Genomic DNA, 18,143 nt, shown 5'->3' on the forward strand with positions numbered 1-18,143 from the left:
GGGTGGTGCCGTCCTCAATCATCCTATAGGCTCACGTTGAGAAACCGGTTTCTCGGTTTTGCCTGGTCGACCTGGTCGACCCGGACGTGGTCAGAGAGGACACCGATGCGCATCATCGTCACCGGCGGCGCAGGACGACTCGGGCGGAGCGTCGCGAGCGCCCTCGCCGAAGCAGGCCACGAGGTCGTCTCCGTCGATCGGACCGACCCCGGACTGCCCGGCGTCGAGGGCCGGACCGCCGACCTCCTCGACCACGACGCCACCCACGAGCTCTTCGCCACCCTGCGGCCCGACGCCGTCGTGCACCTGGCGGCGATCGCCGTGCCCTTCAGCGCGCCGGAGCACGTCATCCTGTCCACCAACCAGACGCTCGCCTTCACCGCCCTCACCGCCGGGATCGCCGCCGGGGCGACCAGGCTGCTGGCCGCGAGCAGCCCGACCGTCATCGGCTACGGCGCCCCGCACGGGTGGACGCCCGAGGCGCTCCCCATCACCGAGGAGCACCGGGTTGCCCCGTGGAACGCCTACGCACTGTCGAAGGTCGCGATCGAGTCGACGGTCGCGATGCTCGCCCGAGCCCACGGCGACACCGTCGTCACCGGCGCGTTCCGGCCGTGCTTCGTCGTCTCCCCGGAGGAATGGGAGGGGGCGCCGACGCAGCAGGGGCACACCATCGTCGACCGGCTCGCCGATCCCGCACTCGCCGCCGTCTCGCTCTACAACTACGTCGACGCGCGTGACGCCGGCCGGTTCGTCGCCGCCTGGATCGATCGTGCGGACGCCCGGCACTCCGGTGAGGTGTACTTCGTCGGCGCCGACGACGCCCTGGCCCTCGCTCCCTTGTCCACCCTGCTGCCCGCGCACGTACCGAGCACCGCCGGATTCGCCGACGGACTCATCGATCGAGCCGCCGCCTTCAGCAGTGCGAAGGCTACCGCCCACCTCGGGTGGCGCCCGGAGCACGACTGGCGGTCCGCGCTCAGCCCCGCCGAGGCGGCCCGGCTCACCGATCTACTCGCCGCCGACAGCGGCCGGCCGGCCACCACTCCAGCCCCAGCCCCAGCCCCACGATGACGAGGACCTCCACCATGCCAGCACCACTCGCCTTCGACGGCGTCCTGTACTTCCCGATCACCCCCTTCGACGCCGCAGGCGAGGTCGACCTGGGGCTCCTCGGCACCCACCTCGAGTCGCGACTCGAACACCGGCCAGGTGGGGTGTTCCCCGCCTGCGGCACCGGCGAGCTGCACGCGATGTCGCCGTCGGAGGCCGCCCGCGTCGTCCGGCGCACCGTCGAGGTCGTCGACGGCGCCGTCCCGGTCATCGGCGGCGCCGGCGGGGGCGTGGCGACCGCCAAGGAACTCGCCGTGGCAGCCGAAGAGGCGGGGGCCGACGCGATCCTGCTCATGCCGCCGTACCTCGTCTCCGGGCCGGCAGCCGGTCTGCAGGCGTACGTCGAGGACGTCCTCTCGGCGACGAGCCTCCCGGCGATCGTCTACCACCGGAACAACGCCCGGTACACGACGGCGACGATGCGCCACCTCGCGCGCAACCCCCAGGTCGTCGGTTTCAAGGACGGCGTCGGCGACGTCGCGGCCGCCCAGGACATCGTGCTGGCGGTGCACGAGGAGGGACGCTGCGACTTCGCCTTCTTCAACGGCCTCCTCACCGCCGAGCTCACGCAGGCCGCCTACCGCGGCATCGGCATCCCGCTCTACTCCTCGGCCGTCTTCGCCATGCTGCCCGAGCTCGCGACGCTGTTCTACCGCGCGTACACCGAGCACGACGAACCGCTGCGCGAGCGCCTGCTCCGCGATTTCTACCGGCCGCTGGTCGCCCTCCGCGACGAGACCCCCGGCTTCGCCGTGTCGCTCATCAAGGCCGGCGTCCGGCTCGGCGGTCTGCCGGTCGGTTCCGTGCGGTCGCCCTTCGTCGATCCGACCCCCGAGCAGACCGACCGCCTGGACGCACTCCTCGCGACCGGCGCCGACCTCGTCGCCGAGCACGCGACCCTGGCCGCAGGGCGTTGACGATGCCCGGGATCGCCTCCATCACCACCTCGCTCGGCCGATTCGCCATGCCGCGCCCCTGGGTGCCCGAGGCGCCGTGGCTCCATCTCATCCGCGTGGACGTCGTCGACGACGAGGGCGCGACCGGCTCGGGCTTCACCTGGACACCGACGATCGGAGCCACGGCCGTCCGGGCGCTGCTCGACGACGACATCACGGCCGCCGCCCTCGGAGCGACGACCGACCCCGAAACGCTCTGGCCGCGGCTGTGGGCGCATCTGCACGAGGCCGGTGGTGGCGGGATCACCACGATCGCGCTCGCCGGGCTCGACACCGCGCTCTGGGACCTCCGCGGGCGACGGGCCGGTCTCGGGCTCGCCGACCTCCTCGGCCGTCGACGCGACACGGTCCGGGCGTACGGCAGTGGCGTGAACCTCCACCTCGACGCCGCCTCGCTCGCCGCGCAGGTCGAGCGGTGGATCGCGGCGGGCTACGACGCCGTCAAGATCAAGGTCGGCAAGCCCGACCTCGCCGAGGACGTCGACCGCGTGACGATGGTGCGCGAACTGCTCGGACCGGACCGCCGGCTCATGATCGACGCGAACCAGCGCTGGGACGTCGACCAAGCGGTCTCGTCCCTGGAACGGCTCGGCGTCGTCGACCCGGCCTGGATCGAGGAGCCGCTGCGCTCGGACGACACCGCGGGGTACGAACGGCTGCGTCAGGCGACCGACCTCCCGATCGCACTGGGCGAGAACGTGCACACGATCCACCGGTTCCGCGACCTCGTCGACCGTGGCGTCGCCGACGTCCTGCAACCGAACGTGGTCCGCGTCGGCGGCATCACCCCCTTCCTCGCGATCGCCGCGCTCGTCGACGACGCCGGACTCACGCTCGCGCCGCACCTGCTCCCCGACCTCTCCGGGCAGCTCGCCCTCGCCCTCCCGCAGCTCACCGAGGTCGAGGACGTCGAGGATGCGGGCTTCGTCGCGATCGGCGCCATCGACCCGCCCGGGCCGGTCACCATCGCGGCGGGCCTGGTGCAGGTCGAGCAGCGACCGGGCCTCGGCTTCGTCATCCGCGACCGGATCGCCGAGACCGCTGCCGTCGGGCGCTGACCCGTCCGCTCGGCCTTCCGCAGGCCGGCCACACGCCCCGATCATCACCAGCCGTACCCGCATCCTCGAGGAGTCATCGCCATGCACGACACCGACCACAGCACCGGCACGATCGACCGCACCGAGGCCGACTTGCAGGGCGCCACCGCCAGGACCGCCGGCCCCGACGCCGGCAGCGGCAGCGGCAGCGGCAGCGGACGCACCGGAAGCTCGGCCGCCAGCGCCGCGGGAACCGCAGCCATCACCTCCGACGCGGGCCGTGCCGCCGTTCCGACCGTCGACGAGGTCGCCGCGGCAGCAGCCGCGTCCTCCTCCGAGCTCGCATCCACCGCGCCCTGGACCCGCGCCGCCTGGCTCGAGGCCGCCGCCGACGCACTCGACGCCCGGGTCGACGAGCTCGTCGCACTCGCCGACGAGGAGTCCCACCTCGGGACCGCGCGCCTCACGGGCGAGGTCGCGCGGACGACGGGCCAGCTGCGGCTGTTCGCCGCCGTCCTCCGCGACGGCGCATTCCTCGAAGTCGTCATCGACCACGCCGACGCCTCCGCCACCCCGCCCAAGCCGGAGCTGCGACGGATGCTCCGGCCGACGGGGCCGGTCGCGGTCTTCAGTGCCTCGAACTTCCCGTTCGCGTTCTCGGTCGCCGGCGGCGACACGGCGTCGGCGCTGGCTGCCGGGTGCCCGGTCATCGTGAAGGCGCACTCCGGCCACCCGCGACTCTCCCGGCTGACCGCGGCGATCGTCACCGAGGCGTTGCGCTCGGCCGGAGCCCCGGACGGCACCTTCGCGCTCGTCGAGGGTCGTGAGCAGGGCACCGCCCTCGTGCAGCACCCGGCGATCACCGCGGTCGGGTTCACGGGCTCGCTCGCCGGCGGGCGCGCACTGTTCGACCTGGCGTCGCAGCGGCCGGCCCCGATCCCCTTCTACGGCGAGCTCGGCAGCACGAATCCGGTCGTCATCACCGAGGCCGCGCTGCAGGGTGAGGCGGCGGGTGACCTCGCTCGCGGGCTGGCGGCATCCTTCACGCTCGGCGTGGGGCAGTTCTGCACGAACCCCGGCCTGGTCCTCGTGCCGAGCGGCAGCGGGTTCGCCGAGCTCGTCGCGCAGGCCGCGGCGGACACCGTCGCCGGGCGCATGCTGACGCCGGGCATCGCCCAGGCCTATGCCGCGGGTACCGCTCGCGCCGCCGGCCATCCCGGGGTGCGGACGCTCCTCGGCGGCGAGACGGCGGCTGCGGATTCCGGCGTTCCGACCGTCCTCGCGACCACCGCCGCGACAGTGCTCGACGCCCCCGAGGTCCTGCTCGAGGAGATCTTCGGGCCGGCGACGCTCGTCATCGAGGTCGCGGACGACGCCGAGCTGCTCGCGGTCCTGGCCGAGGTCGGTGGCGCGCTCACCGCGACCGTGCACGCGGCGCCCGGTGAGGACATCGCCGGTCTCGTGTCGCGGCTCGAGCCGATCGCCGGCCGGGTGCTCTTCGGCGGCTGGCCGACGGGTGTCGCTGTGGGTTGGGCGCAGCACCATGGCGGACCGTGGCCGGCGACGACCTCGCTCCACACCTCGGTGGGTGCGTCGGCGGTGCGCCGCTTCCAGCGTCCGATCGTCTACCAGGACGCACCCGAGCGTGCGCTCCCCGAGGCCCTGCACGAGGCGAACCCGCTCCGTCTCCCCCGCCGCGTCGACGGCGTCCTGGAGCTCCCCGCCTGACCGCCGCTCCCGTTCATCCCCAACTCAGGAGCTCTCCGGCGCGTCACCCACCTGAGGGTCCGCAAAGACCCGACACACCGCACTTCTCCTGAGTTGGGACAGAACCGGCGGATGACGGGTCAGGCGAGGGCGGCGGCGAGCCAGGCGCGCAGCTCGGCCTGCATCGGTACGGACCAGCTGTGCGGTTCGTCGTGGAAGGTGCCCGTGTAGGCCGAGCGCTCGGCACCGATCCGGTACCGCTCGGCGAGGATCGCGTGGGCATCGCGCATCCCGGCCGGCTCGAAGAGTTCGTCGCGCTCGGCGTACTGGACGAGCAGCGGCAGCCCGGGGCGCAGGGAGGCGAGCTCCGGCCAGTCGCCGACCCGCGACAGTCCCGGTGAGAGGAACGACCACGAGTGCTGATCGGCGTGCCCGTCGAGCACCCCGTCGAACGTCGACATCATCGCGACCACGCCCGCAGCACGGATCCGGTCGTCCATGGCAGAGAGCAGGACGGCCCGGGCACCGCCACCGGAGAGGCCGAAGCACGCGACGGCTCCGGAACGGACCCCGGGCGCGGCCGCCAGCTGGTCGAGCGCGATGAGGTCGTCGCGGAGGACGAGACCGGCGAGCGAGGTGCCCAGGACGCCCAGCTCTTTCGCGAGCTGCGGCTCGTTGGCCGCCGCGAGGAGCTCGGACCGCTGCCCGGGCGACACCACCGCGACCTCCATTCCGCGTCGGATCGACTCAGCCCGACGGCCGGCGAGCTGCAGGTCGACGGTCCGATGGAAGCGTTCGGCGACGGCCTCGTCCGGGATCCGCCGGGATCCCCACCCGAACGCATCGTGCACGAGCACGGCGAACCCGTCGCGCGCGAGGTCGGACGCGACGGCGCGGCCTCCGTAGTAGCGGTCGCGGAACGCCTGCAGCTCCTCGCACGAGACGGACGTCGTGGCGGGCACGCCATCGGGCCCGTCCGCGAGTTTCTCCCGCCCGACGCGCGTGAACCCACCGTGGTCGTGCAGGGCCAGCGCACCCGGGAGCACGCCCGTCTCGCCGGCCGGCCGCAACAGCCACGCCGACGTCGGCGCACCGAAACCGGTCGACCAGCGGAGTCCGACCCCGTCGACGCCGTCACGGGTCCAGCTGCCGAGCTCCTCGGGCGGCTCGGGCGGCGCCGGTCGTGGGAAGAGACCGAGGACCTCGGCGAGGCGCGTTCGCGTGGCGTCGAGCGACCAGTCTGCGGCACTGACGCCCCGGATCGACTCCCGGAACCGGGCGGCGAGCGCCCGCAGACCGGGGTCGCGCGCAGGTGGAGGTATGACCGGTCGGGACCGCACCTCGACGGGCTCGGTGACCGCGACATGGTCCACGACCGGGACGTGGCCGGCGACCGGGACGCCGACCGATACGGGACCATCCCGCAAGGCAGCATCCGGGACCGGGACCGACCCTGTCCGGGACCGGACCTCGACAGGCTCGGCGACCGGGACAGACTCGGCGACCGGAACAGACTCAGCGGCCGGAACAGACTCGGTGATCTGGGCGGGCTCGGTCATCGGCTCAGCGGCCGAGGTCGACCCGACGTCCGGGTCGGCGCCGGCGCCGGCCTCCGAGCCGCTGCTCACGGCGCGATCGTCGCGACCGGACGCCCGGTCAGCAGCGACTCGTTCCCGGCGATGCCCACCGAGATCGCCCGCACGCCGTCGTCGTAGCCGGCGGGCCGTCCCAGTTCGTCCTCGGTGACGCGGTCGAAGAGGTGCCGCAGCAGGAACGCGTCGCCGCCGCCGTGTCCGCCGACGCCCTCGGGGATCTCGACCTCCCGGGCCTCCTCCCAGTGGCGTTGCAGCACGAGGCGTTCCCCGCGCGAGCGGACCGGTGCGGCGGAGGCAGCGCCGTCGGCGGTCTCGCCGTCGCCGCTCAGGCTCGGGTCGAGGACGACGCGCCCGTCGGCCCCCACGAGCACGGCGGCGCGCTCCACGACCTCGAGCTCGACCCGGCCCTCCGTCCCGTTGACGGCGACGCGATACCCCTCCCACGGCGCGTGGGCGTTCAGGGAGTAGCTGAGCGAGGCGCCGCCGTCGTACGCGACGAGGACGGACAGGTTGTCCTCGATGTCGATCCCGGGCGAGAAGACGTCGCGGTCGCGCAGGTACCCGTCGTGCTGCTCCGCCCGCAGGTAGAGCGACTCGAGCCGCGGGTCGTCACGCAGGTCGAGGGCGAACGGGTCGTTCGAGCGCCCGCGAGCCGCCGCCTCGGCGTCGTCCGGCACCGATCCACGCCCTGGACGCGCCGCGAGCCCGCGCTCGGCCGCGTTGGCATCACCGTAGAAGCGGAGGCCTCCGGTGGCGTAGACGGAGGCCGGCCGCGCACCGATCCACCAGTTGACGAGGTCGAAGTGGTGCGACGCCTTGTGGATGAGGAGCCCGCCGGAGTGCTCCTTCTCGCGGTGCCAGCGGCGGAAGTAGTCGGCGCCGTGCACGGTGTCGAGCACCCACTCGAAGTGCACGCTCGTCACCCGTCCGATCCCACCGTCCTGCACGATGCGGCGCAGCTCCGAGTTCCGCGGGCTGTAGCGGTAGTTGAAGGTCGTCACGACGTTCCGGCCACTCTCGGCGACGGCCGCCGCGATGCGCTCGACGCCCTCGCGATCGATGGTGAGCGGCTTCTCGACGACGACGTCGGCGCCTGCGAGGAGCGCGCGCGAGACGATCTCGGCGTGCGTGAAGTCGGGGGTCGTCACGATCACCCGGTCCACGCGTTCCTCGGCGATGAGCCGCTCGACGTCGTCCGGGCCGTACCGAGCCGGCAGCGGGACCCCCTGCTCGGCGAGGACCGCCTCGTAGTGGTCGAGCCGGCCGGGGTTGCTGTCGCTCCAGGCGACGAGCTCGGCGACGTCGGCGTGCGGGCCGGCGATGGCGTCGAGGTACATCTGCGAGCGGTGTCCGGTGCCGATGAGGGCGTAGCGTTCGCGGGTCGTGGTCATGCGTGTGGGTCCTTCCGGGTCGGTGCGGCGGGCGCTATTGTGGGCGCGCTGTCGTGGTGATCGGCACGGCCAGAACGCGACCGTTCGAGCGCGTCTCGACCGGATGCGGCGAGCGCAGCGGCCCGGCCGTCCCCGGCTGCACCGTCGGCGACGACGACGGCGTAGCGGAACTCGAGGGTCTCGTCGACTCCGAAGGGCAGTTCCTCGCTGAAGAACGGCGCCGGGCAGAGGCCGGCGAACTCCTCGGTGCGCGCGAACCACTGCGGCGGGTGCGCGGGGTTCCGCAGGTCGTCGACGATGACGATGCTCGACGCCGCGGCCGTTCCGTCGTGGAGGCCGGTGAAGCCCATCCACGCGTGGCGGGTGCCGCGGAACTCCTCGCCGCCGCTCCCGTCGGGGGTGTGCAGGGTGCCGCCGGTGAAGGATCGCGGGCCGCGCCAGAAGAGCCCGCCGTAGCCGGCGTTCTCCCGCCCCTTCGTCGTGGGCGACCCGATCGACAGGTCCCGGCCGGAGACGTTGCGCATCCGGGTCTCGAAGGTCAGCGTCCAGTCGCCGGCGGCCGGTCGCACCGTGAGCGCGCGCTCCTCGTCGACGAGGTGCCGACCGTCCTCCGCGGTCCACGCGAGCGTATGCGCGAACCGCACCTCGTCCGGGTCGGCGCGGAGGTCCGTGACGGCGACGTGTTCGGAGCGGCCGTTGTTCGCGAGTTGTTCGTAGGCGGTCCCGGTGAAGGTCGGGCCGCCCCAGAAGTTGTCGTCGCCGACGTGCGGGAGGGCCCAGGCGATCCCGGTGTGCCAGACGTGGTCGTGCGGTCTGGCCAGCGTCACGAGCGCGCCACCTGCCGTGCGCACCGGATGGAGGTACGGCTTCGGCGATTCGCGCTGGACCGTGTCCGGTCGGTAGGTGTACCGCAGGATGGCGATCCCGTCGAGGTGCACGGTGATGGCCGAACCGACCTCGTGCGTCAGCGCGAGACCGGTCGGACGGGGGCGGTGGTCGGTGGTCACGGGATCCCCTCGGATGAAGCGGTGGTGGAGCTGCCGATCGACCGGCCCGGGGAACGGACGTCGTTCCCCGAGCCGGTCGAGAGGCGGTGGCAGGATCAGCCGGCTGCGACGGCGGCCTTGAGGTCCTTGATGAACCCCTCGGCGGCCTGGTCGGGCGTGTTCTTGCCGAAGAGGACCTGCTCGGTGTACTGCTTCACGAGCGCCTCGATCGCGCTGCCACCGGCGGGCGTGACGGTCGGCGGCTCACCGATGTCGTCGGCGAGCCCGTCGAGGAACTCGACGACCGCCTGGTCGGTCTCGGCCAGCTTCGGCGTGATGTACTCACGGATCTTCGTGTTGGCCGGGACGCCGCGCTCGGTGAGGAGCGAGTCGGCCGCGGTCTCGCTGTTGGCGAGGAAGTCGATGAACAGCGCGGCCTCGGCGGGGTGCTCGGTCCGGGCGGACGCCGACCAGTACATCGACGGCTTGTAGTACGCGGAACCATCGGCGCCGCCGTCCACCGTCGGCACCCGCAGGAGCTCGAGCGGCGACCCGCTCGCCTCGGTCAGGGCCGTCAGCTGGCTGTTCCACCAGGGGGCGAACGCGGCCGAGTTGGTCGCGGTGAACGACTCGGCGAGGCCACCGGCCTGCTTCTCGATGATCGCGGACGGCGACGGCGTCGCTCCCGCATTCACGAGGTCGAGGAGGTACGCCCACCAGGAGGACAGGGTCTCCGGCTTGATGGAGACCTCACCCTTGTCGTTGTACAGCTCGTCGCCGTGCTGACGGGCCCAGTTGTTCAGGCCGCCGTCCTCGAAGCCGAAGGGCTGGAAGCCGTAGATCGATCCGCCACCGGCTGCCGAGACCTGCTCGCTCAGCTCGGTGAAGTCGTCCCACGTCCAGGTCTCGTCATCGGGCATCTCGATGCCGGCCGAGGCGAGCAGGTCGGGGTTCACGACGAAGGAGTAGCTCGTGATGCCCGAGGGGACGCCGTAGAGCGAGTCGTTGACCGTGCCGGACGTCAGCGTCTCCTTGGGGAAGTCGCCGAGGTCGAGCTGGTCGGTGACCGTGTTCAGATCGAGGAGCGCGCCCCGGTCGCCGTAGGTGGCGATGTACTTCTCGTCCATCTGGATGATGTCGGGGGTGTCGTTCGCCGCCGTCTCGGTGGCGAGCTTGTCCCAGTAGCCGGCCCAGTCCGTGAACTGCGGCTCGATGGTGATGTTCGGGTGCTCCTTCTCGAAGGCCGCGATGACCTCCTGGGTCGCCGCCGTGCGGGCGTCGTTGCCCCACCAGGTGAAGCGGAGGGTGACGGGCTCGTCGGACAGTTCGGTGGCGGCGTCGCCCCCGGCGCTGCAGCCGGCGAGGAGGAGGGCTGCGACGGCTCCCGTCGCGATGAAGCCGGCGGCTCTGCCGTGCTTGCTGATGCTCATGCTGTTCCCTTTCGAATCGATCGATCCGGATCCGGAGCTGCTGGATCCGGTGGTGCTGGGTGTGGTGCTGGTGGTCTGGTGCGGGTGCTGCGGAGGTGCTGGTCGGTGGGTCGGCCCTCACTTGCCGCCGGTCGTCGCGATGCCCTTCAACAGGAACCGCTGACCGAACAGGAAGACGAGGAAGATCGGCAGGAGCGAGACGACACTCATCGCGAACATCGGCCCCCACGAGGTGGACGATTGCGCGTCCATGAACGCCCGCAGGGCGAGCGGCACCGTGTACATCTCCGGTTTCGTCAGGTACAGGAGCTGACTGAAGAAGTCGTTCCAGGTCCAGATGAAGGTGAAGATGGCGGTCGTCGCGAGCGCCGGCACCATGAGCGGCAGGATGATGACCCCGAAGATGCGCGGGTGGCCGCAGCCGTCGATGCGTGCCGCCTCGTCGAGTTCCTTCGGGATGCCGCGGATGAACTGCACCATGAGGAAGACGAAGAACGCGTCGGTCGCGAGGATCTTCGGCAGGATCAGCGGCAGGTACGTGTTCACGAAACCGAGCTGGGAGAACATGATGTACTGCGGCACGATGATCACGTGGATCGGCAGCATGAGCGTCATGAGCATCGCCGCGAACCACCAGCGCTTGCCGCTGAACTTCAGCCGGGCGAAGGCGTAGGCGGCCATCGAGCAGGACACGAGGTTGCCGACGATGCAGCCGAGGACGATGAGCACGGAGTTCAGCAGGAACACGTGGAACGGCTCGGAGAGGGTGTTCCAGCCCTCGCTGTAGTTGCTCACCTCGAAGCTGTCGAGGACGATGCCGGGGTTCCGGAAGATCTCCTCCGTCGGGCGGAGCGAGGAGACGACGAGCCAGATCACCGGGTAGAGCATGATGAAGCCGACGAGGATGAGGCCGATGTGCTTCAGGACCGACTTCCAGGGCGACCAGCCACGAGCGCGGCGGTACTGCCGTTCGGCCTCCTTGGCCTCGCGACTGCGGTTCTTGCTGTCCGTCGTGATGGACCGTGTGGTCAGCGTGTCAGTCATCGTAGTTCACCCAGTATTTCGAGGCCCAGAAGTTGATCGCGGTGAAGACTCCGATGATGAGGAGCAGGAACCAGGCCATGGCCGAGGCGTAGCCCATGTCGAAGTTCGAGAAGCCGCGGTTGTAGAGGTACAGCGTGTAGAACAGCGTCGAGTCGGCTGGGCCGCCCGTTCCGCCCGACACGATGAAGGCCTGCGTGAAGGCCTGGAACGCGTGGATGATCTGCAGCACGAGGTTGAAGAAGATGATCGGGGTGAGCAGCGGCAGGGTGATCTTGGTGAACCGCTGCCACTTCGTCGCGCCGTCCATCTGCGCCGCCTCGTGGTACATGACGGGGATCTGCCGCAGGCCGGCGAGGAAGATCACCATCGGTGCGCCGAAGGTCCACACGTTCAGCGTGATCAGTGTGGAGAGGGCGGTGGACGGGTCGGCGATCCAGCTGCGGCCCTCGATCCCGAAGATCGCGATGAACTGGTTCACGAGGCCTTCGCCGCCGAACACCTGCTTCCACAGCACCGCGATGGCGACGGAGGAGCCGAGGAGCGACGGCAGGTAGTACACGGACCGGTAGATCGCGAGGCCGCGGAGACCGCGGTCGAGCAGGGCGGCCAGCGCCAGGGCCGCGGCGAGCTGGAGCGGCACCGACACGAAGACGTACACGAACGTGACGCCGAGCGAGTTGTGGAGCCGCTCGTCGCCGATCATGCGGATGAAGTTGTCGAGGCCGATGAACTTGGGCGCCTGCAGCAGGTTGTACTTCGTGAAGGACAGCGCGAGCGAGGCGACCATCGGGCCGACGGTGATGACGGCGAGTCCGATGAGCCACGGGAGGAGGAACAGGTAGGCGGCCTTGTTGTCGCGGCGGTTGTCCTTCTTGATGAAGGCCTTCTCGGCCGCCGTCTGCGGGCGTTTGCCGGCGCTGAGCTTGCGGAGCTCGCCGAGCGCGCTCACCGAACACCCCTCGCGAGTGTCGTCCTGGGCGCTCCTGGAGTTGCACGGACCACGTCGGACCTCCTTGTCGATCGTCGTTGATGACTTCCCGGAAAGCGTTTCCCGGCTGAGCTGCATCAAGTTCTATCACGGCCCCGTCGGACGATGCAACGATTCAATCCGCATCCGTGTCCGATATGTGATCACCTGTGACCGAATCGGTTCGAACGCTTGCCACGGCCCTGCACGTCGTTCTACAGTGACCCGGTAAACGCTTTCCGGACGGCCCGAGGCCGCCGGGACCGGAACACGAACCAGAGGAAGAGCCACCGTGTCAGAGCAGACCATCGGGATCATCGTCAACGGCGCCACCGGGCGCATGGGCTACCGGCAGCACCTCGTGCGCTCGCTGCTGGCCATCCAGGAGCAGGGCGGCGTGCAGCTGTCCGACGGCACCCGCCGCCAGATCGAGTTGATCCTCGTCGGCCGCAACCAGGTGACCCTCGACGAGCTCGCCGCGCGGCACGGCATCGAACACACCTCGACCGACCTCGACGCGGTCCTCGCCGACCCCCGCTGGGACATCTACGCCGACTTCCTCGTCACCAAGGCCCGCGCCACCGCACTGCGCAAGGCGATCGCCGCCGGCAAGACCATCTACACGGAGAAGCCGACGGCGGAGTCCTTCGAGGAGGCGCTGGAGCTCGCACGCCTCGCCGCCGAGGCGGGCGTGAAGAACGGCGTCGTGCACGACAAGCTCTACCTGCCGGGGCTGCGCAAGCTCAAGCGCCTCATCGACTCGGGCTTCTTCGGTCGGATCCTCTCCGTCCGCGGTGAGTTCGGCTACTGGGTGTTCGAGGGCGACTGGCAGCCGGCGCAGCGCCCGAGCTGGAACTATCGGGCCGAGGACGGCGGCGGCATCGTCGTCGACATGTTCCCGCACTGGAGCTACGTGCTCGAGAACCTCTTCGGTCGGGTCGAGTCCGTGTACGCGAAGGCGACGACGCACATCCCCGAGCGCTTCGACGAACGGGGCGAGGCCTACGCGGCCACCGCCGACGACGCCGCCTACGGGGTCTTCGAGCTCGAGGGCGGCGTCATCGCCCAGCTCAACTCCAGCTGGACGGTGCGCGTCGACCGCGACGAGCTCGTGCAGTTCCAGGTCGACGGCACGCATGGCTCCGCCGTCGCCGGCCTCTTCGGCTGCAAGGTGCAGCCGCGGAACGTCACCCCGAAGCCGGTGTGGAACCCCGACCTCGCCGACGACCACGACTACGCGGGCGACTGGCAGGACGTGCCGACGAACGACGTGTTCGAGAACGGCTTCAAGACGCAGTGGGAGGAGTTCCTCCGCCACGTCGTCGAGGACGGCCCCTACGAGTACGACCTGCTCGCCGGCGCGCGCGGCGTCCTGCTCGCGGAACTCGGCCTCGAGAGTTCGCGCACCGGCCGCCGCCTCGACCTTCCCGAGGTGACGCTCGGAAGCCCGGGCGACACCGCCGGCGCGGACGAGGAGCTGGCGTCGCTCGAGGCCTCGGTCGCACGATGACGTCCGTCCCGCTGCTCTCGACCGACGGCACGGTCACCGCGCTGGAGCTCCGCGAGCCCGTCGTGGCCGAGCGCCCGAGCACTCCCCTGACGAGCCGCACCGCCTACGCCGCGGCACACGTCGTACCGACGGCCTGGGGCGACAACGTGCCGGGCGCGCCCGCCGAGCTCGACTGGGACGCGACGCTCGCCTACCGCCACCACGTATGGTCGTACGGCCTCGGCGTCGCGGACGCGATGGACACCGCCCAGCGGAACATGGGGCTCGACACCGCCGCCACGCGCGAGCTGATCACCCGGAGCGCCGCGGAGGCCGCCTCCGTCGGCGGCGCGCTCGTCGTGGGCGTCAACACCGACCACCTCACCGATGAGACCGTCTCGCTCGACGCGGTCGCCGACGCCTACCTCGAACAACTCGCGTTCGCCGAGGACGCGGGCGCCGGGACCGTGCTCATGGCCAGCCGACACCTGGCGAGGGCGGCGCAGTCCGCCGACGACTACCGTCGCGTCTACGACCGGGTCCTGTCGGCCGCGCAGTCGCCCGTGGTCCTGCACTGGCTCGGCACGGCGTTCGACCCGAGCCTCGAGGGGTACTTCGGTTCGACCGACGTCGCCGAGGCCTCCGACACGCTGCTGCGCATCATGACCGACCACGTCGACCACGTCGCCGGGGTCAAGATGAGCCTCCTCGACGCCGACGCGGAGATCGCCGTCCGACGTCGCCTCCCGGCCGGCACGACGATGTTCACCGGTGACGACTTCAACTACGTCGACCTCATCGCCGGTGACGCCGTCGGACACTCCGACGCCCTGCTCGGAGCGTTCACCGCGATCGCTCCGGCCGCGTCCGCCGCGATCCGAGCGCTCGACGCCGGCGACCCGGCCGCCTACGAGCGGATCCTCCGACCGACCGAGGCCCTGTCGCGGCAGATCTTCGCCGCGCCGACGTACTACTACAAGACGGGCATCGCCTTCCTCAGCTGGTTGAACGGCCACCAGCCGGCGTTCTCGATGGTCGGCGGCTTGCACGCGGCCCGGAGCCTGCCGCACCTGTCGGAGATCGTGCGCCTCGCCGACGCGGCCGGCGCACTCGAGCACCCGGAGCTCGCCGCCGAACGTTGGACGGGCCTGCTGCGCACGGCCGGCGTCGTCGGCACGCTGACCACTGCGGGAGGAACCCGATGAGCGCCACCACCCACACCCCGGTCCCCGAGCCTGTCGAGGGGCGCACCACCCCGCACCCGCGACTCTCGGTCAACCAGGCCACGATCAAGTACGCCACCCTCCCGGAGGCGGTCGCGGCCGTCACCGCGGCCGGCGTCACGAGCTTCGGCGCCTGGCGCGAGCCCGTTCAGGAGTACGGCGTCGCAGCCTCGGCGAGCCTCCTCACGGACAGCGGCCTGCGCGTCTCGAGCCTGTGCCGTGGTGGTTTCTTCACCATGCCCGAGGGACCGGCTCGCCGGACGTCGATCGACGACAACCGGGCCGCGATCGACGAGGCCGCAGCCCTGGGCGCCCCGGCACTCGTCCTCGTGGTCGGCGGCCTCCCTGCCGGGTCCCGCGACCTCATCGGCGCCCGCGAACTCGTCCGTGACGCGATCGGTGAACTCACCGACCACGCGCTCGAATCCGGCGTGCAGCTCGCCATCGAGCCGCTGCACCCGATGTACGCGTCGGACCGCGCGGTCGTCTCGACGCTCGGTCAGGCCCTCGACATCTCCGAGCAGTTCGCTCCGGAGTCCGTCGGAGTGGTCGTCGACACCTTCCACATCTGGTGGGACCCGCAGGTGCTCGAGCAGATCGCCCGCGCGGGTGCGACCGGTCGGATCTCCAGCTACCAGGCGTGCGATTGGGTGACGCCGCTCGCCGCGGACGTCCTCCTCTCCCGGCACTATCCGGGCGACGGCGTCGTCGACTTCGGCTCGCTCACCCGTGCCGTCGAGGCGGCGGGGTACACGGGCGACATCGAGGTCGAGCTCTTCAACCAGGACATCTGGGACAGCCCGTTCCAGCAGGTGGTCGATCGCACCGTCGACGCGTTCCAGGCGACGGTCGTCCCGCACCTCGACCACGACGACGACGCGATCCACCACCCCTGATCGCCGCGGCCGCCCTGTGGCAGAGTGTGTCTCAGCAGCCGCCAGTACGAAGGAGCGCCATGTCGGTCGACGAGCACCGGGCGACGCCGGTCCCACCGACGCTGCACGACGTCGCCCGTGAGGCGGGGGTCTCCCTCGCCACCGCGTCGCGCGCGCTCAACGGGAGCACCCGGACGGTCAACGAGACGTTCCGCCGGCGGGTCCTCGACGCCGCGCTCCGCCTGAACTACACGCCGAACCTGTCGGCCCAGGCGGTCGCGAAGGGGCTGTCGTCGACGATCTCGCTCCTCGTGAGCGACATCGCCGACCCGTACTTCTCGTCCATCGCGGCCGGGGCCATCCGCGCGGCCGACGAGCAGCGCATCGCCACGACGATGGCGGTCACGCACCGCGACCACGAGCGCGAACTCGAACTCGTGCGGGTGCTCCGCGGGCAACGGCCACGTGCCATCATCCTGACGGGCAGCCGCTGGGACGGGGTCGCGTCGGAGCACCGACTGTCGGATGAGCTCGCGGCCTACGAGTCGACGGGTGGACGCGTCGTCCTCGTCTCGCAGCGGACGCTGCCGTTCGCCACGGTGCAGCTCGGCAACGCGACCGGCGCCCGCGAGCTGGCCCGGGAGCTCGTCGGTGCCGGGTACCGCCGGTTCGCCGTCATCGCCGGCGACGATCGCCTGCTGACCTCCCGCGAGCGCGTGAGCGGGTTCGCCGAGGGCTTGGCCGAGCACGGTATCGCGATCCATCCGTCGAGGATCGTCCGGGCCGAGTTCACCCGCGACGGCGGGCGCCAGGGTGCCGCCGAACTCCTGCAGCTGGGACTCGACGACGTCGACCTGGTCTTCGCCGTCAACGACGTGATGGCGATCGGCGCGATGTCGGCGTTCCGCGCGGCCGGGCTCCGCCTTCCCGAGGACCTCGCGGTCGCCGGCTACGACGACATCGCGACCTCCCGCGACGTCACCCCGGCGCTCACCACGGTCGCCGTGCCGCTCGAGGCGGTCGGTGAGCACGCGGTGCGACTGGCGCTGGACCCGGCGACGGACAGCACGACGACGGAGCCCGTCGGCGCGACCGTCCTCCTCCGCGAGAGCACGCCGCCGCGCGCCTGACCAGTCCCGTCCTGTCCCGTCCCCTCCCCCGGGGCGTTCATCCGTGCACAACTCCTGCAGCTCGCCCCGATCCGGCCTTTCCGCGTCCGGCGCGGTGGTCCTGGGGCCATGCAGCAGGAGTTGCGGACAGCAGCTCGCCCTGAGTCCGGTGCCCTCGGACGGGGACGCGTCACCTCCGCGCGGCCGAGGTGCGCACTCGTTCCCGCGCACAACTCCTGCTGAGGGCGGCTGGACCGCCCGACACGGCGCCGGCAGTCGGTTCCGGCACCGCACACCAGGAGTTGTGAACGCGGTGAGGCTTCGCCTACTCGGCGACGTGCTCCTGGAACCAGGGGGTGTAGGCGGCGACCTTGGTGCGGTGGCCGGCGCCGGCGACCAGTCGCTTGACGTGCTCGCGGACGTTGACCGTCGCGACACCGATCACCGTGACTCGGTCGAACGGCACGGCGTCGGCGACGAGCACCTCGGCGCGTCGGAGGGCCGCAGGGTCCTCGTCGGTCGCGAATCGCTGCACCATGCGGTCGGCGGTCATCGCGTTGGCGCCGATGCTCGTGAGCACGTGGGAGGCGTCACCGTCGGCGACCACGACGCGTGCCCGGGAGGGCCGGCCGGTGTCGGCGTCGAACTCACCCGGGTGCACGGCGGCGCCGTCGATCGTGGTGACGAGCACGACGTAGTCGTTGACCGATGATGCGAACGCCTCGGCGGACAGGCGGACGTCGTGCTCGCCCGCGCGGATGCCCGCCCAGAGGTCGGCGTCCGGGGTGAGGAAGAACGGGACGAAGTCGGCCGGCGTGAGGTCGTCGGTGCCGGCGAGCACCATCGTGCGTCGCGCCTCGCGGTGGCTCGCAGCGGCGATGTCGACGACCGGCCCGTCGGGGAGCGCCGGTGACGCCACCGGTAGGATGCTGCCGGTCTCGAGGATGCGCTCGAGGTTGCGGATGTGGGTGACGTGGTACAGCCGCTGCTCGCCGACGCGCACGACGGGCAGGGCGGCTGCCGCCTTCGTCACCGTCTTCGTGGTGGCGGCGGTCCGCACGCGGGTCGGGGCCGGCTCGCGGAGCGAGGGAGCGACCGTCGACCGACGGACCTTGGGAGCGGGTGGTTCAGCGACCGGCACCTCGCGAGGCGGCGGCGGGAAGCAGGTCGCGCAGAGGCCGTTGTCGAAACCGTGTTTGCATTCGTCGCTCAAGAGAGTCC

The 18,143-nt window shown here is 71.3% G+C and carries 15 protein-coding genes; 8 read left to right on the forward strand and 7 right to left on the reverse strand.

Annotation, left to right across the window (positions count from 1 at the left end; genetic code table 11):
- Nucleotides 1-105: 105 nt before the first annotated feature.
- The 4 genes from B9Y95_RS14255 to B9Y95_RS14270 all read left to right on the forward strand — a co-directional run bounded on the left by B9Y95_RS14255 (nucleotide 106) and on the right by B9Y95_RS14270 (nucleotide 4,834).
- Complete coding sequence (locus tag B9Y95_RS14255) at nucleotides 106-1,074, forward strand: NAD-dependent epimerase/dehydratase family protein (RefSeq protein ID WP_085512686.1); 969 nt, start codon at nucleotides 106-108, stop codon at nucleotides 1,072-1,074.
- Between the two features lie 14 nt (nucleotides 1,075-1,088).
- Nucleotides 1,089-2,030, forward strand: coding sequence for a 5-dehydro-4-deoxyglucarate dehydratase (locus B9Y95_RS14260; RefSeq protein WP_085512687.1), 942 nt, complete (start codon nucleotides 1,089-1,091; stop codon nucleotides 2,028-2,030).
- A 2-nt stretch (nucleotides 2,031-2,032) separates the two neighbouring features.
- Entirely contained in the window at nucleotides 2,033-3,127 is a 1,095-nt protein-coding gene (locus B9Y95_RS14265) for a mandelate racemase/muconate lactonizing enzyme family protein (RefSeq protein ID WP_085512689.1), read from the forward strand.
- An 81-nt stretch (nucleotides 3,128-3,208) separates the two neighbouring features.
- Nucleotides 3,209-4,834 carry an aldehyde dehydrogenase (NADP(+)) gene (locus B9Y95_RS14270; protein WP_085512691.1) on the forward strand — a complete coding sequence of 542 codons (1,626 nt, stop codon included), beginning with the start codon at nucleotides 3,209-3,211 and terminating at the stop codon, nucleotides 4,832-4,834.
- A 119-nt stretch (nucleotides 4,835-4,953) separates the two neighbouring features.
- Here the strand turns inward: B9Y95_RS14270 and B9Y95_RS14275 are convergent, their stop codons facing one another.
- The 6 genes from B9Y95_RS14275 to B9Y95_RS14300 all read right to left on the reverse strand — a co-directional run bounded on the left by B9Y95_RS14275 (nucleotide 4,954) and on the right by B9Y95_RS14300 (nucleotide 12,208).
- Nucleotides 4,954-6,441 carry a dienelactone hydrolase family protein gene (locus tag B9Y95_RS14275; RefSeq protein WP_085512693.1) on the reverse strand — a complete coding sequence of 496 codons (1,488 nt, stop codon included), beginning with the start codon at nucleotides 6,439-6,441 and terminating at the stop codon, nucleotides 4,954-4,956.
- Entirely contained in the window at nucleotides 6,438-7,799 is a 1,362-nt protein-coding gene (locus B9Y95_RS14280) for a Gfo/Idh/MocA family protein (RefSeq protein ID WP_085512695.1), read from the reverse strand. The genes B9Y95_RS14275 and B9Y95_RS14280 overlap by 4 nt, the downstream gene beginning before the upstream one ends.
- Entirely contained in the window at nucleotides 7,796-8,806 is a 1,011-nt protein-coding gene (locus B9Y95_RS14285) for a DUF6807 domain-containing protein (protein ID WP_085512697.1), read from the reverse strand. Before B9Y95_RS14285 ends, B9Y95_RS14280 begins: the two co-directional genes overlap by 4 nt.
- A gap of 95 nt (nucleotides 8,807-8,901) precedes the next feature.
- Nucleotides 8,902-10,215, reverse strand: a complete 1,314-nt coding sequence (locus B9Y95_RS14290) for an ABC transporter substrate-binding protein (RefSeq protein WP_085512699.1) — start codon at nucleotides 10,213-10,215, stop codon at nucleotides 8,902-8,904.
- Between the two features lie 117 nt (nucleotides 10,216-10,332).
- On the reverse strand, nucleotides 10,333-11,259 hold the full coding sequence (locus B9Y95_RS14295) for a carbohydrate ABC transporter permease (protein ID WP_079003233.1): 927 nt from the start codon (nucleotides 11,257-11,259) through the stop codon (nucleotides 10,333-10,335).
- On the reverse strand, nucleotides 11,252-12,208 hold the full coding sequence (locus tag B9Y95_RS14300; RefSeq protein WP_085512701.1) for a carbohydrate ABC transporter permease: 957 nt from the start codon (nucleotides 12,206-12,208) through the stop codon (nucleotides 11,252-11,254). Before B9Y95_RS14300 ends, B9Y95_RS14295 begins: the two co-directional genes overlap by 8 nt.
- Nucleotides 12,209-12,566: 358 nt before the next feature.
- Between B9Y95_RS14300 and B9Y95_RS14305 the strand changes: the two genes are divergently transcribed.
- Genes B9Y95_RS14305 through B9Y95_RS14320 form a run of 4 tightly spaced genes read left to right on the forward strand, consistent with a single transcriptional unit; the run spans nucleotide 12,567 to nucleotide 16,943 of the window.
- Nucleotides 12,567-13,736 carry a Gfo/Idh/MocA family protein gene (locus B9Y95_RS14305; protein WP_085512922.1) on the forward strand — a complete coding sequence of 390 codons (1,170 nt, stop codon included), beginning with the start codon at nucleotides 12,567-12,569 and terminating at the stop codon, nucleotides 13,734-13,736.
- Entirely contained in the window at nucleotides 13,733-14,920 is a 1,188-nt protein-coding gene (locus B9Y95_RS14310; RefSeq protein ID WP_085512703.1) for a dihydrodipicolinate synthase family protein, read from the forward strand. Before B9Y95_RS14305 ends, B9Y95_RS14310 begins: the two co-directional genes overlap by 4 nt.
- A complete protein-coding gene (locus B9Y95_RS14315; protein ID WP_085512705.1) occupies nucleotides 14,917-15,834 on the forward strand; it encodes a sugar phosphate isomerase/epimerase family protein in 918 nt (305 codons plus the stop codon). Before B9Y95_RS14310 ends, B9Y95_RS14315 begins: the two co-directional genes overlap by 4 nt.
- 59 nt (nucleotides 15,835-15,893) lie before the next feature.
- Nucleotides 15,894-16,943 (forward strand): LacI family DNA-binding transcriptional regulator, encoded by a 1,050-nt coding sequence (locus B9Y95_RS14320; protein ID WP_085512707.1) that lies wholly within the window; start codon nucleotides 15,894-15,896, stop codon nucleotides 16,941-16,943.
- A 304-nt stretch (nucleotides 16,944-17,247) separates the two neighbouring features.
- Here B9Y95_RS14320 and B9Y95_RS14325 read toward each other — a convergent pair whose 3' ends face one another.
- Entirely contained in the window at nucleotides 17,248-18,135 is an 888-nt protein-coding gene (locus tag B9Y95_RS14325) for a DarT ssDNA thymidine ADP-ribosyltransferase family protein (protein ID WP_085512710.1), read from the reverse strand.
- Nucleotides 18,136-18,143: the final 8 nt, after the last annotated feature.

Source organism: Plantibacter flavus (assembly GCF_900177615.1).
GTDB classification, from domain to species: domain Bacteria; phylum Actinomycetota; class Actinomycetes; order Actinomycetales; family Microbacteriaceae; genus Plantibacter; species Plantibacter flavus.